Origin of the sequence: Gluconacetobacter entanii, assembly GCF_013155425.1 — a bacterium.
Lineage (GTDB): Bacteria > Pseudomonadota > Alphaproteobacteria > Acetobacterales > Acetobacteraceae > Novacetimonas > Novacetimonas entanii.
This window is the reverse complement of the sequence record NZ_JABJWD010000029.1, coordinates 1-15,129: the sequence shown is the minus strand read 5'-3', so window position 1 is coordinate 15,129 and position 15,129 is coordinate 1. Positions and strand designations below refer to the sequence as shown.

The window sequence follows — 15,129 nt, the reverse complement described above, 5'->3', positions numbered from 1 at the left end:
ACATCCTCAGATGGTCCGTCTTTCGACGAACGCATCAGGCCAGTGCTATCCGCGCTCACTCACGACACAAAATGCAACTGTAGTGTTAGGCATGGGGTTTTAACATTATTACTGATTGCGAATTTTCATTATGATTATTTGATATTCAGGCATTTAGGGAAGAAATATAACAATGGCCACAGAAGTAGTACGAGATTCCAGCAACAGGGTTATTGGATATATCGACGACATGGGCGACCGTGTACTTGCAAAGGGCCAGAATGGCATCGTTATCGGGAATTACGACAAGATCCTGAACCGGACACTGGATGCAAGTTCCAATATTGTTGGAAATGGCAACCTTCTCTCCGCGCTCATTTATAACCAACGCTAACCAGATCATTTTTCAGGCCCCGTTCATGTCAGGATATTTACGGATATCCTGACATCCGGCCCACCGGGACGGGATCAGGCCGCCCGGATGTTCCCTGCGCCAGCGGCCTCGCACATTCAGGGGCCTTGCCCCCGAACCCCCACCAAAGGTCGCGGGCCTTTGGAAACCACGACTTCTTAAACGGATCAGGGTGCAGGGATCGGAGCAGGCCGCCCGGGGTGTGCCTCGCACCGGGGAAAGGGCCACGGGAAAGTGAGTTCCCCTCCCTACCTTCGGGTCGGTAGGCTGCCTGCATGGAGCACGGTACGCGCCGCATCCTGATGCAACGGGCCGAGGAGCTGATCCGCACGCGCGGCTATGCGGCCTTCAGCTTTGCGGATCTGGCGCAGGCGGCGGGCATCCGCAAGGCGAGTGTCCACCATCATTTCCCCACCAAGGAAGCTTTGGGATGCGCGGTTATCGAGGACTACCTGCACCGCTTCACCGCCGAACTGTCGGCCGTGCGCCGCACGTATCCCGACGCCCCGGCCCGGTTGCGCGCCTTTGCCGGTTTCTTCAGCGACAGCGCCATGGCGGGCATGCTGCCACTATGCGCGGCCCTTGCGGCGCAGCGCGACAGCCTGCCACTTTCGATGCGGCGCCATACGGCAGCGTTTTTCCGCCTGCATCTCGACTGGCTCACCGCCGTCATGGCGGACGGGATCGCGGCGGGCACGCTGCGCGGCGACCTGCCCGCGTCCGTGCTCGCACGGCGGTTCGTCTCGCTGCACGAGGGGACAAGCCTGCTGGCATGGGGCCTTGGGAACAGCGTGCCGGACATGGCCTGCGACGACGTGCTTCACGATTTCCTGCCTGACGCCATGCGGGCGGGGCCACCCGATCACCACAGGAAGACATGACCATGATGATGGACTGGAACACCTATCGCGACCAGCTTGCCAAGGGATTCGGCAAGGTCGCCACCCTGTCGCCCGGCACGGTCGAGGCCGTTGTCGCGGCGGGCGAGGCCGGGGCGAAGACCGGGCACCTGGATGCAAAGACGCGCGAGCTGATCGCCCTTGCGGTGGCTGCGACGACGCGCTGCGATGGCTGCATCACCGTCCATTCGGCCGAGGCGGTGAAGGCCGGCGCCACGCGGGAGGAAATTGCCGAGGCGCTGGGCGTGGCCGTGGCGATGAACGCGGGCGCGGCCCTTGTCTATTCCGCGCGCGTGCTGGACGCGGTGGATGCGCTGAAAAAGTAGGCCCGGACAACGGATAAAAGTTTTGGGGTGCCGCCTTTTTCCAAAAAGGCGGCATCTTTCGAAGCTTTTTGGAAAAAGCTTCACCAAGAACTTTTATTCGGTTGCCTGCCGCCATGCGCGGGCATATCCCATGTCGCCATGACCACACGCCCTGCCCATCCCCGACTGGTTGCCCTGTGGGCCGCCGTGGCCCTGCTGTCATGGGGCAGCGCCTATCCCATCGTCCGGGTCGTGATGCACGACATCGGCCCCGTGCCGCTGGCGGCGCTGCGGTATGCGCTGGCAGCCGTGCTGTCGGTGGGGTGGCTGCTGTATGAACGCGCGCCCCTGCCGCGTGCGCGCGACATCCCGCGCTTCCTCGCCTGCGGGGGGATCGGCATCAGCCTGTACAACGTGCTGTTCAACACCGGGGAGGTCAGCGTCTCCGCCGGGGCGTCGAGCCTGCTGATCAGTTCCTCCCCCCTGATGGCCGCCATCATCGCCGTGGCGGTGATGGGCGAACGGCTTACGGCATGGGGATGGGCCGGATCGCTCATCAGCTTTGCCGGCGTCGTCACCATCGCCGGCGGCGAACCGGGGGGCCTGTCCTTTGGTTCGGGCACGACGCTCATCCTTGGCGCGGCGCTGTGCAGCGCGCTTTACACCACCTTGCAGAAACGCCTGATCCCGACCTATGGCGCGATGGCGACCACGGCCTATGTGCTGATCGTCGGCGGCCTCGTGCTGCTGCCATGGCTGCCGCAGGCGCTGGCGACGCTGCCGCGCATGTCCACGCCCAACATGCTGGGCGTGGTGCAGCTTGCGGTGCTGCCGGCCTTTGTCGGCTATGCGGCATGGACGTGGGTGGTGGGGCAGATGGGCGTCGCGCGTGCGGCGGGGCTGCTGTACCTGCTGCCGCCGGTCACGCTGCTGGAATCCTTTGCACTGGTGCATGAAGTGCCCGAGGCACGCACCCTGCTGGGCGGTGTGGTGGTGATGCTCGGCGTGTTCCTTGCCAATACGCTGGGCCGCGCCCCGGTGGGGCGGATGCCCCCCGGCGGGGAATGATCGCACCCGCAGGTCATTCCGGATCGGAATGACCCCAGTTCCGAATATTGTTTTGCACCGGATGCGATCGAAAATACCTTCCACACGACATATCCCGCCCCTTTCGCAGGGGAACGTGACAGGAAAAGGTGCATGCACAACGATCCGCGCAGCCATGGACTTTGGGAAGTAACCGCCCCGCCCGCGCCGCCCACCACGGCGCTGCGGGGGCATGTGGATGTCGATGTCGCCATCATCGGCAGCGGCTATACCGGGATGTCGGCGGGCCTGCATCTGGCGCAGCAGTCGCGCAGTGTCGCGATCCTGGAGGCCAACGAGATCGGCTTTGGCGGGTCGGGGCGCAATGTCGGCCTGGTGAATGCGGGCCTGTGGGTCATGCCCGAAGACCTGCTGACGACGCTGGGGGCGACGATGGGCCGCCGCGTGCTCGACCTGCTGGGCAATGGCCCGCGTGAGGTGTTCGACCTGATCGCAAAACACGACATCGCGTGCGAGGCCGAACCCACCGGCACGCTGCATTGCGCGGTGGGGCAGTCGGGGCTGGAGAACCTGCGCGAACGCGAACGCCAGTGGCAGGCGCTGGGCGCGCCGGTGCGCCTGATGGATGCGGGGGAGGCCGCGCGCCATATCGGCAGCACGGTCTATGCCGGGGCGCTGCTGGATGAACGCGCGGGCACGATCCAGCCACTGGCCTATGCCCGTGGCCTGGCGCGCGCGGCGATCGGGGCCGGGGTGCAGATCCATACCGGCACCTGTGTCACGGGCGCGCAGCAGGCGGGCGAGTGGTGGCACCTGCGCACCAGTGGCGGCGGGTCGGTGCGCGCGCGCTGGGTGATCGTGGCGACCAATGCCTATACCACCAACATGTGGCCCGAACTGCGCGCCGAACTGGTGCACCTGCCGTATTTCAACCTTGCCACCCGCCCCCTGCCGCCGCATGTGCTGGAAACGATCCTGCCGAAAAAGCAGGGGGCGTGGGATACCAAGGAAATCCTGACCTCCTTCCGGCTGGACCAGGCGGGACGGATGATCATCGGCAGTGTCGGCGCGCTGGACCGTGCGGGGCGGCGCATCCACCACGCATGGGGCCGCCGGGCGCTGGCGCGGATCTATCCGCAGTTGAAGGACGAACCCTTTGAAACCGAATGGTACGGCAGCATCGGCATGACCACCGATGCGGTTCCCCGTTTCCACCGGCTTGCCCCTAATGTAGTGTCCATCAGCGGCTATAACGGGCGCGGGATCTCCCCGGGGACGGTGTTTGGCCGGGTGCTGGCGGAACTGGTATGCGGGACGATCGGGATTGCCGACATGCCGCTGCCGCTGGCGCCGGTGCTGCCGGTGCGCACCCGTCCCGCGCGGGAGGCCTTCTATAACGTGGGCTCCGCCATCGCCCACGCCGGCACGGCATGGCTGTGACGCAGCCCACGCCCATCGCCCTACAGGACTGAAGAACAGGAAGACATATGACCATCGTATCCGACGTACATGCCCTTCTGGAAAAGCTGGGCGTCGCGCGTGATGCCTATACCGGCGGCGACCTGGTCGTGCGCACCCCCATCACGGGGGAGGAAATCGCGCGCGTTCCCACCATTTCCGCCGACGCCGTTGACGGCGTGATCGCCCGCGCGACCGACGCCTTCGTCGCATGGCGCAGGGTGCCCGCGCCGCGCCGTGGCGAACTGGTGCGCATCCTTGGCAATGTCCTGCGTGACAACAAGGAGGCGCTGGGCCGCCTGGTGTCGTTCGAGGCGGGCAAGGTCCTGTCCGAAGGGCTGGGCGAAGTGCAGGAAATGATCGACATCTGCGACTTTGCCGTGGGCCTGTCGCGCCAGCTTTACGGCCTGACGATCCAGTCCGAACGCCCCGAACACCGCCTGATCGAGCAGTGGCATCCCGCGGGCGTCGTCGGCATCATCTCCGCCTTCAACTTCCCCGTGGCCGTGTGGTCGTGGAACGCGGCGCTGGCGCTGGTCTGTGGCGACCCGTGCATCTGGAAGCCGTCGGAAAAGACCCCGCTGACCGCGCTTGCCACCCACGCCCTGTTTGACGAGGCCGTGCGCCAGTTCGACGCAGACGCGCCGGCCGGCCTGTCCGCGCTGATCATCGGTGATGGCGCGATCGGGCAGAAGCTGGTCGATGACAGGCGCGTGCCCGTCATTTCCGCCACCGGGTCCACCCGCATGGGCCGCATCGTCGGCGAACGTGTGGCGCGCCGCTTTGGCCGCTCCATCCTTGAACTTGGCGGCAACAATGCCTCCATCGTCACGCCGTCGGCAGATCTGGACCTGACGCTGCGCGCGGTGGCGTTCGGCGCGATGGGCACGGCGGGACAGCGCTGCACCACGCTGCGTCGCCTGATCGTGCATGAAAGCGTGTATGACACGCTGGTCGGCAAGCTGAAGCAGGTATACGCCAACATCTCCGTCGGTTGCCCCGTCAGCAGCGAGGCGCTGGTCGGCCCCCTGATTGACGAGGCCGCGTTCAACGCGATGCAGGACAGCCTGAAGGCCGCAAAGGCCGCCGGTGGCACCATCCATGGCGGCGAACGCGTGGACGTCAACGGCACGGGTTCGTTCTATGTCCGCCCGGCACTGGTGGAAATGCCCGCGCAGACCGGCCCGGTGGTGGAGGAAACCTTTGCCCCGATCCTGTATGTCCTGAAATACACCGACCTGGATCAGGCCATCGCGCTGCAGAACGACGTGCCGCAGGGCCTGTCCTCCTCCATCTTTGGCACCAACCTTCTGGAAGTGGAGCAGTTCCTGTCCGCCGCCGGGTCCGACTGCGGCATCGCCAACGTCAATATCGGGCCGTCCGGCGCGGAAATCGGCGGGGCGTTCGGTGGGGAAAAGGAAACCGGCGGTGGCCGCGAATCCGGCTCCGACGCGTGGCGCGGCTATATGCGCCGCCAGACGAACACCATCAATTATGGCCGCACCCTGCCGCTGGCGCAGGGCGTGAAGTTCGACGTCGGCTGATACTACTCCGCAGGGGCGCTGCCCCTGCACCCCGCCAAAGGGCATTGCCCTTTGGAAACCATGACTTTTAAACGAATCAGGGTGCAGGGAGCATGCTCCCTGCCGGGTCGGGGCAGAGCCCGGGTGTTTCACACGCCAACTGCGGTGCATATTCAGGGGCTTTGCCCCCGAACCCCCACCAAAGGGTATTACCCTTTGGAAACCATGACTTTGATAAACAGATCAGGGTGCAGGGAGCACGCTCCCTGCCGGGTCCGGGCAGAGCCCGGATGGTCCATCCGCCGACTGCGCTACACGCCGGAAACAGCCGTGCGGATCCACTCCCGAAACGCCACCAGCGGCGCATAGCGTGCGCGGTTGACGGGCCAGACGAGGTAATAGGCCTCCTCCGCCATATGCGGTGCGGGCGGGGCGACTTCGTGCAGTTCGCCGCGCTCCAGCTCCTCCGCAATCAGGAAGCGCGGCAGCAGCGCCAGCCCCGCGCCTGCGCGCGCCGCCTGCGTGATGGTCGCGAACTGATCGCACAGCATGCCATGGATCTGGCACGCATCGACATGATGCGCATGGAACCAGCGTTCCCACGCATCGGGCCGCGAGACCAGGTGCAGCAGCGGCGCGCGCAGCAGGTCCGCCGGGGTGTGGAACCGGAACCGCGCCGCCATGTCGGCACTGCACGCCGGCACGACCTGTTCATGCATCAGGAATTCCATCTCCGCCCCCGGCCAGTCGGGCAGGCCGTAATGGATGGCCGCGTCCAGCGTCTCCGCCGCGAATTCGAACGGGGTGGGGCGGGTGAACAGGTTGATGGTGATCTCGGGATACAGCGCGCCAAACGCGGGCACGCGCGGCGCCATCCAGCGCGCGCCAAAGGTGGGCAGCACCGCAAGGTTGAAGGTGCCGCCGCTGGGGCTAGCGCGAAAGCCAAGGGTCGCGGTGGAGATATGTTTCAGCGCCTCGCGGATTTCGCGGGCATAGGTCTCCCCCGCCATCGTCAGGCGCACGGTCTGGCGTTCGCGGATGAACAGTTCCGCGCCCAGTTGCCCCTCCAGCGCGCGGATATGGCGGCTGATGGCGCTCTGCGTCAGGTGCAGTTCCGTTGCGGCCGTGGTGAAGTTCTGGTGCCGGGCCGCGGCCTCGAACGAGCAGAGCAGCGAAATCGAGGGAAGAAAACGTCGAGCCAGCGCCACGTCGCCATCACCATGTTACAGCAGGGAACATCCGGCGCAGATGATATGGCATCGCCGCGCATCCGTCACGCGGCGCGCCATGGCAGGATCATTCCCTGAGCTTGATGGTCAGGCGCTCCACCGAGAAGGCAAGCCGCGCGCCCGTCGTATGCGACGTGAACTTGATGCGCACGCCATTGTTGTTTTCCATGACCGCAGCCCCCGTGCCCGCGCCGACCGTGGCCTCCCCCTGCACGGACCAGTACGTCCCCTCCAGATCCTGCGCGCGGTAGAGGTTGAAGACCGTGCCCTGCGCATGCATCTTTGAAAAGCCGATGGCAGCGCCGGAGCCACCGCGAATCCCGAAATTGTAGGTATGCCCCTGGAAGGTCAGCACCCCCTTCCCCCAGGACATGCCCGCGCCAAGGTCGGCGGCGGAAATGGCGAACGTGATTTCCCCCGTGTGTTCACCAAGCGCATCGGCGGCATATGCGGCATGCACGGGGGCGGCAAAAGCGACAGGCAGGGCGACAACGGCCGAAAGGGCGGCGACATATGCAAGACGCAACGTAAACTCCTTCTTCACACGATGTCGCCCGACCGTTTCAATCGATGGGCCACCGGAACGGAAACAGGCACGCAAAATGGGTCCTCCGGCCTGAGGCATGCGGATTTGAAATATCATACATGTAATTAAGGAAACGCGAAGCGGATTATGCCCTCCTCCCCTCCATGCACCCCGAAGGCTGTTTGAAAAGCCACATCAGGTAACGTACTGAAAACCATAAAAGTTTTTGGGGGAACTTTCCCAGGAAGCGTCAAAAGGCGTCACCTTTTTTCAAAAAGGTGACGTCCGGAAAGTTTTATCGTTCCTTATCAGGTTGTTACCTTAACCACACACCGGCGTCACCGGGGCTCGGCCGCAAGCTGCGCGCGGGCTTCCCCATTGGGATAGGCATCGGTGTGCAGGTTGACATAGACCTGCCCCGCCATCAGCGCCCGCGCCTGCTCCGACGACAGCAGCACCGAACCACGCAGCGGCGACACATACGGCCCGCCCACCGGGGCCAGCACGTCGGCCTCCTGCCCGGGGGCTGCGGGGCCATGGAAATGGATCGCGGTGACCTTCCCACTCAGCCCCGTCCATTTCATCGTATAGGTGACAAGGTTCGTCTTGGGGTTCAGCCACGCCGTCACCCCGCCGCCGGGCGTGGTGGTCGCGCCATGTTCGGTGGCGAACTGCCCCGAGATATGCACGCTGCGGGCCTGCGCCGGGGCAACGGTGGCCACGGCGACAGCACAGCCAAGGCCCAGCATGGGCAGGATGGAAGGACGGAACATCAGGGCAGTATCCTCTGGCATGGGCACGGGCGCGCCCGTATTTTGCGCATGCGTCATCAGATGCAAAAAACGCGTCCCGTGCAACCGGAAAACAGGCGGCCCGCGGGCGACCCCGCCGCAATCAGATATCCAGCGGCCGCCCGCGTTCCAGCGCCGCGAGTTCGCGCGTCATCCATCCCCGCCACCCATGGGCGCGGCACAGGCCGAATCCCGCCGCCGTGCCCACCATCAGCACCATCGCCACCGCGTACATGTTCATCGCCATATCCCACCATCAAGGGTCGATGGCCTGAGGATGGATGGCGGCTGTGATCAAAAGATGGCTGGAATGTTACTTTTGTGCAGCAGCATGGCCGCGCCCCTTACCACGGGTGCGAATTGGCGACGTCATTGCCCGTCTGCATCGCCATGTCGAGCACCATGTAGCAGAAGAACGCCGCCAGCAGCATCGCACAGATCATGAAGACATAACGCATGCCCCCTGTTTGCCAGCACGCGGGGCAAAGGAAAAGCCCCCCGGCACCAAGGTCCGGGGAATAATGGCCTGATAAGTCATAAAGGTTTTAGGGCGCCACCTTTTTTCAAAAAGGCGGCGTTCTTCGAAGCTTTTTGGGAAAAAGCTTCACCAAAAACTTTTATCCGTTTTCTTCAGCCCACGCCGGTGCCACCTGAGGCGGCATAGACCTGTCCGGTGATGTAGCTTGCCTCCGCCGAGGCAAGGAGCACATAGACCGGGGCCAGTTCGGCAGGCTGTCCCGCGCGGCCCATGGGCGTTTCGGCCCCGAACTGGTGGATATGGTCCTGCGTCTGCCCGCCGCTGACCTGCAATGCGGTCCAGAACGGGCCGGGGGCGACGGCGTTCACACGGATCCCCTTGGGCACCATCTGCTTGGCCAGCGATTTGACCAGGGCCACGATCGCCCCCTTCGTCGCGGAATAATCCAGCAGGATTTCCGATGGGCTGAAGGCATTGACCGACGCGGTGGCGATGATCGCACTGCCCGGCGGCATCAGCGGCACCGCCGCACGCGCCAGAAAGAACAGGGCATAGATGTTGGTGCGGAACGTCTCGTCAAACTGTTCGGTGGTGATATCGACGATCGACGCCTGATGCACCTGCCGCCCCGCGTTGCTGACGAGGATATCGAGGCCGCCAAGCTCCGCATGCGCCTTCGCCACGAGGTCCTTGCAATACTGTTCGTCACGCAGGTCGCCGGGGATGGCAATGGCCTTGCGCCCGGCCGCACGGATCAGGTCGATGACCTCCTTCGCATCGGGTTCCTCCTGCGGGAGGTAGGCGATGGCGACATCTGCCCCCTCACGCGCATAGGCAATGGCCGCTGCCCGCCCGATGCCCGAATCGCCCCCGGTAATCAGCGCCTTGCGCCCCGCAAGCCGACCCGACCCGCGATAGGATTTCTCCCCATGGTCGGGGCGCGGGTCCATCTTCCCCGCAAGGCCGGGCCATGGCTGCGACTGGCGCGGGAAAGGCGGCCGGGGATAGCGGGTTTCGGGATTGACCAGGGGGGCGGCCGTGTCCGTTGCGGGCGCGGACGCCGCCCCCGCATCATGGGGGGCCACCGCCGCAGCGGTCACAAGTCCCGCCGCCATCCCCTGCAGGACGGTCCGGCGGGAGGACGGGGGCGTTCCGATGTCATCGGCCATGATGGTGTTCTCCTGCTGCTGTTGCGCGCTCACAACATCCATAACAGGCACGGCCATGACGGGTTGCCCCCGTAATATGTCAGACGAGCATTGCACGCCTCATTCAAAAGTTTTTTGGGTGTCGCCTTTTGATCTAAAAAGGCGGCGTCTTCTGAAGCTTTTTGAAAAAAGCTTCACCAAAAACTTTTGTTACTTATCAATGTATTAGTATGAAGTGTTCTTTACGGCAGCGCCGCGATGCCAGTCATTTCCACGCGCCAGCGCGGGTCCGCCAGTCGGGCCTCCACCGTGGCGCGGGCGGGCTTGTTCGCCGTGTCCAGCCACGCATCCCATGCCCGGTTCATCGCCGCCATGTCGCCCATGTCCGCAAGGAAGATCTGCATGGAGATCAGGCGACTTTTGTCGGTCCCGGCCTCTGCCAGCAGGGCATCGACCTGGCGCAGGATATCGGCGGTCTGCCCTTCGGCATCGGCGGTGGGGTCATCGGCGACCTGTCCGGCAAGGTGGACCAGGCCGTTATGCACAACCGCCCCGGTCAGGCGCGTTTCAGGTTGCAGGCGTTTGATCGACATGTGGTGTCCTCCTTAACTTTTACGAACAAAGGTTTTTGGTGAAGCTTTTTGGAAAAAAGCTTCGAAGAACGCCGTCTTTTTGGAAAAAGGCGGCACCCAAAACTTTTAATTTTATCAACAGGTTATTACGAAACCTGATTCTATGCCCCGCGCGGGCGCGACATTTCATACAGGGCAACGGCGGCAGCGTTGGAGACGTTGAGGCTTTCCATGTCGCCCGTCATCGCAAGGCCCGCGATCTCGTCACAATGTTCGCGTGTCAGGCGGCGCAGGCCCGCGCCCTCCGCCCCCAGTACAAGGGCGACGCGCCGCTGCCGGAAGGACGCGCCATCAAGGATACCGCCCCCCGCATCCAGCCCCACCGTCCACATGCCATGGGATTTCAGCGCGTCGATCGTGCGCGACAGGTTGACCACCCGCACCAGCGGCACGACCTCCAGCGCGCCGGACGCGGCCTTGGCCAGCGCGCCGGTCTCCTCCGGTGCGTTGCGGTCCTGCACGATCACCGCCGCCGCCCCGAATGCCGCCGCCGAACGCAGGATCGCGCCAATGTTGCGCGGGTCCGTCACCTGATCCAGCAGCAGGACCGGGCCGGGACGTTCGACGATATCCTCCAGCGCGGGCGTCTCCAGCAGGTCCGCCAGCAGCGCGATTCCCTGATGCACGGCGTCACGGCCGCAGATGGCGTCGATGCGCACGCGATCGACCCGCTGTGGCTGGATCGGCAGGCGGCCGCCCATACGCTCCCCCAGCGCGGCCTGGGCCTCCGCCGTGGTCAGGAGTTGACGCAGGCGGCGACGCGGATTCGACAGCGCCGCCATGACCGCGTGCGTGCCATACAGCCAGCACGTGCCACGGGGCGCGACCTCCGCCCGGCCACGTTCCGCCCCGCCCCGGTCGGAGGGTCCACGATCGGGTGCGGGCCTGCGCCCGCGTGGCGACGGCGCGGCAGTAGTGGGGGACGAATCGGCCGACCCCACGGGACGGCCCGGACGACGACGGGAAGGACGCATGTTCATGGTGCGGTTTTAGGCATAAGCGGCCCGCGCGTCATCCGTAATTCTTGCAGCTTTTTGGTTGCAGGCATTGACACCCCGGCACCGAATGATTATCACCCCGTCAACCCGGAGGGATGCCCGAGTGGCTAAAGGGGGCGGACTGTAAATCCGCTGGCGTACGCCTACGTTGGTTCGAATCCAACTCCCTCCACCAGCTACCTTTTCCACACATCACCAATCTGTCGCAAAACGCTGGTTTTCCGGCGTTTTTTGTGTTTTTTCCGTCTCGATTGTTCCCTTTTTGTCTCATCCAGTACCAGCAAATAGCGGGTATGGAGCGGGTATGAAATAGGTGGGGAGCGGGTATGGAAAGAATCGGCATGCTGACAGACAGCAGGCCGCTGTCGAATGGGATGGGACACCGCCCTTTCTGTCGGCCCATCGTGCGACAGGTCAGGAAAATTGGGGTCCGTTTGGAAATAACCCATTGATAAACAGTTACAAAAGTTTTTGGGCGTCGCCTTTTGATCTCAACAGGGCGGCGCTCTTTGAAGCTTTTCAGGTCAAAAGCTTCACCAAAAACTTTTATAATTTCAGCATGTTCCGGGCTGCCTTTTCCAGCAGGCTTACCGGGCTTCGCGTCTGGCCACGCGGTCGTACAATTCCTGTTCCATTGCGATCATGGTGCGGATCTGCGGCAGGGAGTCCTCGAATTCCTCGATATCACGGGCCTGCTCCGTGGGGTTGCAGGCATTGCGGATACCCAGCGTCTCCTTCGACGTCACCACATGCAGCTTCGCGCGCAATGTCTGGACAAACCGTGCAACGCCACGTGTCGTAGCGAAAAGATTCCCCTCCTGCTCCACCGCGGCACAGGCACGGTCAAAAATCTCCTGCTCCACTTCCGGGACATAGACCCGGTCGAACGCGAACCCCAGCATGATCGTCTGCTGGCAGATTTCCATCGGCGCGCCGGGATCGCGCAGGAATTCCACCAGGGGCCGTTCCCGCATCAGGCGCATCGCCTTGGTAAAGGTTTTCGGGTCCTCATGCGCACGCCGGCAATGCAGGAACGCAGAGCGGAAACGATCGACAGGATCACGCAGCACAGCAGCAAAACGGTCCTGTGGTGCCGCCACACGCGCCATGATCGGCAGCGAGACATGGCCGCCGATCAGGTCGAAATCAGCCGATTGGGGGGGATGGCGTTCAAACGGTTCGTGATTTTCACAATACAGCTTGGCCGCGACGTGATTTCCCACGGCCTCCCACACGGTGGTGCCCGCTGTCTTGGGGATATGCACGAAAAAGGTCGTGGTCCTGCACCGCCTGAGCTTTCGTGAATCCAGGAACTCCCGGACCGGGCCGTAATGCGCCGAACTCCGCTCCTTCTCCCGCTTCCAGTTCAGGAAGCCGGGCCGCCACATGCTGCGCCGGAAACAGACAAACACCGCGTTGGCGAAAATCGGACGCCAGGTGTCATGGATCCGTTTCAGGACGCCGCGCGGAATACCCGACAGACGCCCCTTGTACAGGAACAGGACCGTGGCGTCGCCAACCTCTATGACATAGCGGTATGTCCGCATCTCCGCCACGTCGGCACGGGGCCACTGTCCCACCGGCAACAGGATGCGATCCTTTTTCGACAGGGTGGGCATGACGGCGTCCCATGCCTCCTGCCATGCCGGATCACTGCATGATGAGGTTGCGTTCATGGCCACAAGGAAACCGAAACACGCATGAAGGTATCTCTTGCCTGCGGACTTGGGACCTATTCATGGACAAGTGTATCCACAGTCCCCGATCCTTTTTTTACCCTGCAATGACGTATATGAAACAAAATGCGCGTTATCAATTCTTAACAGAAACGATACCCGGCTAATGTGTTACAATAATTGACAAAAACTGTTCCTACAGCCAGTCCGGCAACCGGCGCCATGTAACGTCCGTTTTCGATTGCATGTATATTTATTGTTCTACAACAAACAGATGGAAGAAAATTCATCCCATGCCGGATATATGCGGCCACCAGACCGCGAGTTAAAATCGTTACATTAAATTACGATAACAAATCCGAGAAGTATCACGGTTTTACATGAACCGTCCCACCCCACAGTGCCTGCGTGACGGATTCCGTCAAGGCTGCCATGGCACCCCATATTGTCGCCACAATAAATGCCGATCCTGCATGTATGCGATGACCGGCGCGCAAGGACAGGCCCCGCCCCGGCTGGCCAGTAAGGCAGCAGCCCGCCCGGGCATTTCCCGGCACGGGCATGCGGGACAGGTTCCCATAATTTATTTATGTAATTATGTTTTTAAGTAAATAGGCAGGGGATTATCCCTTTCCACCTACCATTTCTGGTAGGTGCGTCAGGATATCTTTTGCCATACGGTATATTGGTGAACTTAAAAGATAGTAACTCTTTTGCAGAATAGACTGCATCAATCGCCCTTATACCAATTTTATCAAATAAAGATGGTAATATTACAATGCGTCTGACCCTTTATACCGACTACGCATTGCGTGCGCTGCTCTATCTTGGGGCGCGGCCGGAAACCCGTGTCTCCATCCGTGACATTGCGCATACGTACAATATTTCCGAGAACCATCTGGTCAAGGTGGTGCACAAGCTTGGCCGTGGCGGGTTCATCATGACCAAGCGCGGACGTAATGGCGGACTGCTGCTGGCACGCGCGCCAAAGGACATCCGCATCGGGGATATCGTGCGCTATACGGAAGAAGACATGGCGATCGTCTCATGCAATCAGGAAAAAAGCTCATGCCGACTGGCCGGGGTGTGCCGGTTGCAGGGCCTGATGGGCGAGGCACTGGCCGCGTTCATGAATGTACTTGACCAGCGTACGCTGGCCGATGTCATGACCCATCCGAAACTGATCCAGACCCTGCAGATGCTTCTGCCTGCCACCACGCCGGGGCAGAGGGTGCACGATCATGAGTACGAGGCATATGACAGAAGGCCCACCTTCGCCTGAAACGCATATTCCGACATGGCTTTTGAATGATTTTTCCGGATACCGCCTTTTTTCTGAAAAGGCGGTATTCTTCAGAAGCTTTTGAAAAAGCTTCACCAAAAACTTCTTTGGATTTTCCAATGTCCCATGGGTGGGCCTGTGGGATCATTGCACAGCCGCTGCCCGCGCCGTGCGGGACGGGAACTGTTGCGCGCGCCATGCGATATTCCTGACAGACAGCCTGCAACAGGATCAGGAATTCGGTCAATGACGTGGACGCGCAAGAAACAGGCCGTGCCTGCCATGCTTTTCCTCCTGTCGCTGGCCGTGATCCTGCCGCTTGCGGGATGTGGGGATGGGGAAACCCACAACCATACCGTTGTCGTCGTCCCGCAGGGGTCAAGGGTTGTATGTACCGATGGGTCAAACCCGCCCTGCCCGCCGGATGACTGAGTGCATGCCACATCCATCCCTTCCCCCTTTGCGGGATATTACGCCATGTCGCGCATTCCCACCGCCATCGCACTGCTGTCCTGCCTGCCCCTGCTGACGGGTGCGCCGCAGGCATGGGCGCAAAAACACCCCAACGACAGCAGCGTGGACCGACCGGGGGACAATTCCCCCTCCGCGCTGGAACGGACACAGCCCTATGACCGCCGGACGGAACCCCTGCCGTCCCATCCCACCCATCCACTGCCCCGCCTGCCGGCCACGCCACGCACGCCCACACCGCCGCAGTCTCCCCCCGTGCAGGAAGCCCCATAAGG

Annotated in this window: 17 protein-coding genes and 1 tRNA gene; 10 read left to right on the top strand and 8 right to left on the bottom strand. The window is 62.6% G+C overall.

Going from position 1 to position 15,129, the window contains the following annotated elements; translation table 11 throughout:
• Positions 1-172 precede the first annotated feature (172 nt).
• The 6 genes from HNH97_RS05955 (at position 173) to amaB (ending at position 5,644) form a co-directional block, all read left to right on the top strand.
• Positions 173-373 (top strand): hypothetical protein, encoded by a 201-nt coding sequence (locus tag HNH97_RS05955; protein ID WP_171790229.1) that lies wholly within the window; start codon positions 173-175, stop codon positions 371-373.
• Positions 374-666: 293 nt separating this feature from the next.
• A complete protein-coding gene (locus HNH97_RS05950) occupies positions 667-1,272 on the top strand; it encodes a TetR/AcrR family transcriptional regulator (protein WP_171790228.1) in 606 nt (201 codons plus the stop codon).
• A 5-nt stretch (positions 1,273-1,277) separates the two neighbouring features.
• Complete coding sequence (locus HNH97_RS05945; protein WP_110914384.1) at positions 1,278-1,616, top strand: carboxymuconolactone decarboxylase family protein; 339 nt, start codon at positions 1,278-1,280, stop codon at positions 1,614-1,616.
• A 138-nt stretch (positions 1,617-1,754) separates the two neighbouring features.
• Positions 1,755-2,663 carry a DMT family transporter gene (locus tag HNH97_RS05940; RefSeq protein ID WP_171790227.1) on the top strand — a complete coding sequence of 303 codons (909 nt, stop codon included), beginning with the start codon at positions 1,755-1,757 and terminating at the stop codon, positions 2,661-2,663.
• Positions 2,664-2,795: 132 nt separating this feature from the next.
• Entirely contained in the window at positions 2,796-4,082 is a 1,287-nt protein-coding gene (locus HNH97_RS05935) for an NAD(P)/FAD-dependent oxidoreductase (protein ID WP_171790226.1), read from the top strand.
• Between the two features lie 47 nt (positions 4,083-4,129).
• A complete protein-coding gene (gene amaB / locus HNH97_RS05930) occupies positions 4,130-5,644 on the top strand; it encodes an L-piperidine-6-carboxylate dehydrogenase (RefSeq protein WP_171790225.1) in 1,515 nt (504 codons plus the stop codon).
• A 290-nt stretch (positions 5,645-5,934) separates the two neighbouring features.
• Here the strand turns inward: amaB and HNH97_RS05925 are convergent, their stop codons facing one another.
• From HNH97_RS05925 to rlmB, 7 genes are all read right to left on the bottom strand, one after another.
• On the bottom strand, positions 5,935-6,831 hold the full coding sequence (locus tag HNH97_RS05925) for a LysR family transcriptional regulator (protein WP_110914374.1): 897 nt from the start codon (positions 6,829-6,831) through the stop codon (positions 5,935-5,937).
• Positions 6,832-6,919: 88 nt separating this feature from the next.
• Complete coding sequence (locus HNH97_RS05920; RefSeq protein ID WP_227744265.1) at positions 6,920-7,378, bottom strand: hypothetical protein; 459 nt, start codon at positions 7,376-7,378, stop codon at positions 6,920-6,922.
• Positions 7,379-7,716: 338 nt separating this feature from the next.
• Positions 7,717-8,151 (bottom strand): CHRD domain-containing protein, encoded by a 435-nt coding sequence (locus tag HNH97_RS05915; protein WP_227744264.1) that lies wholly within the window; start codon positions 8,149-8,151, stop codon positions 7,717-7,719.
• Positions 8,152-8,272: 121 nt separating this feature from the next.
• Positions 8,273-8,410 (bottom strand): hypothetical protein, encoded by a 138-nt coding sequence (locus HNH97_RS05910; RefSeq protein WP_167400391.1) that lies wholly within the window; start codon positions 8,408-8,410, stop codon positions 8,273-8,275.
• A 389-nt stretch (positions 8,411-8,799) separates the two neighbouring features.
• On the bottom strand, positions 8,800-9,816 hold the full coding sequence (locus HNH97_RS05905; protein WP_244949334.1) for an SDR family oxidoreductase: 1,017 nt from the start codon (positions 9,814-9,816) through the stop codon (positions 8,800-8,802).
• Between the two features lie 221 nt (positions 9,817-10,037).
• The gene (locus HNH97_RS05900) at positions 10,038-10,388 is read right to left on the bottom strand and encodes a RidA family protein (RefSeq protein WP_171790224.1); all 351 of its coding nucleotides are present in this window, start codon (positions 10,386-10,388) and stop codon (positions 10,038-10,040) included.
• Between the two features lie 140 nt (positions 10,389-10,528).
• Positions 10,529-11,407 carry a 23S rRNA (guanosine(2251)-2'-O)-methyltransferase RlmB gene (gene rlmB / locus HNH97_RS05895; protein ID WP_171790223.1) on the bottom strand — a complete coding sequence of 293 codons (879 nt, stop codon included), beginning with the start codon at positions 11,405-11,407 and terminating at the stop codon, positions 10,529-10,531.
• A 107-nt stretch (positions 11,408-11,514) separates the two neighbouring features.
• Between rlmB and HNH97_RS05890 the strand changes: the two genes are divergently transcribed.
• Positions 11,515-11,600 (top strand) — tRNA-Tyr (locus HNH97_RS05890).
• Between the two features lie 412 nt (positions 11,601-12,012).
• Here HNH97_RS05890 and HNH97_RS05885 read toward each other — a convergent pair.
• Positions 12,013-13,101, bottom strand: a complete 1,089-nt coding sequence (locus HNH97_RS05885) for a sulfotransferase family protein (RefSeq protein ID WP_171790222.1) — start codon at positions 13,099-13,101, stop codon at positions 12,013-12,015.
• Between the two features lie 778 nt (positions 13,102-13,879).
• Here HNH97_RS05885 and HNH97_RS05880 point away from each other — a divergent pair.
• The 3 genes from HNH97_RS05880 to HNH97_RS05870 all read left to right on the top strand — a co-directional run bounded on the left by HNH97_RS05880 (position 13,880) and on the right by HNH97_RS05870 (position 15,127).
• Complete coding sequence (locus HNH97_RS05880) at positions 13,880-14,383, top strand: RrF2 family transcriptional regulator (protein WP_110914370.1); 504 nt, start codon at positions 13,880-13,882, stop codon at positions 14,381-14,383.
• Between the two features lie 246 nt (positions 14,384-14,629).
• Positions 14,630-14,815 (top strand): hypothetical protein, encoded by a 186-nt coding sequence (locus HNH97_RS05875; RefSeq protein WP_171790221.1) that lies wholly within the window; start codon positions 14,630-14,632, stop codon positions 14,813-14,815.
• Positions 14,816-15,127: a hypothetical protein gene (locus HNH97_RS05870; protein WP_265176006.1), complete on the top strand. Its 312-nt coding sequence runs from the start codon at positions 14,816-14,818 to the stop codon at positions 15,125-15,127.
• Positions 15,128-15,129 lie beyond the last annotated feature (2 nt).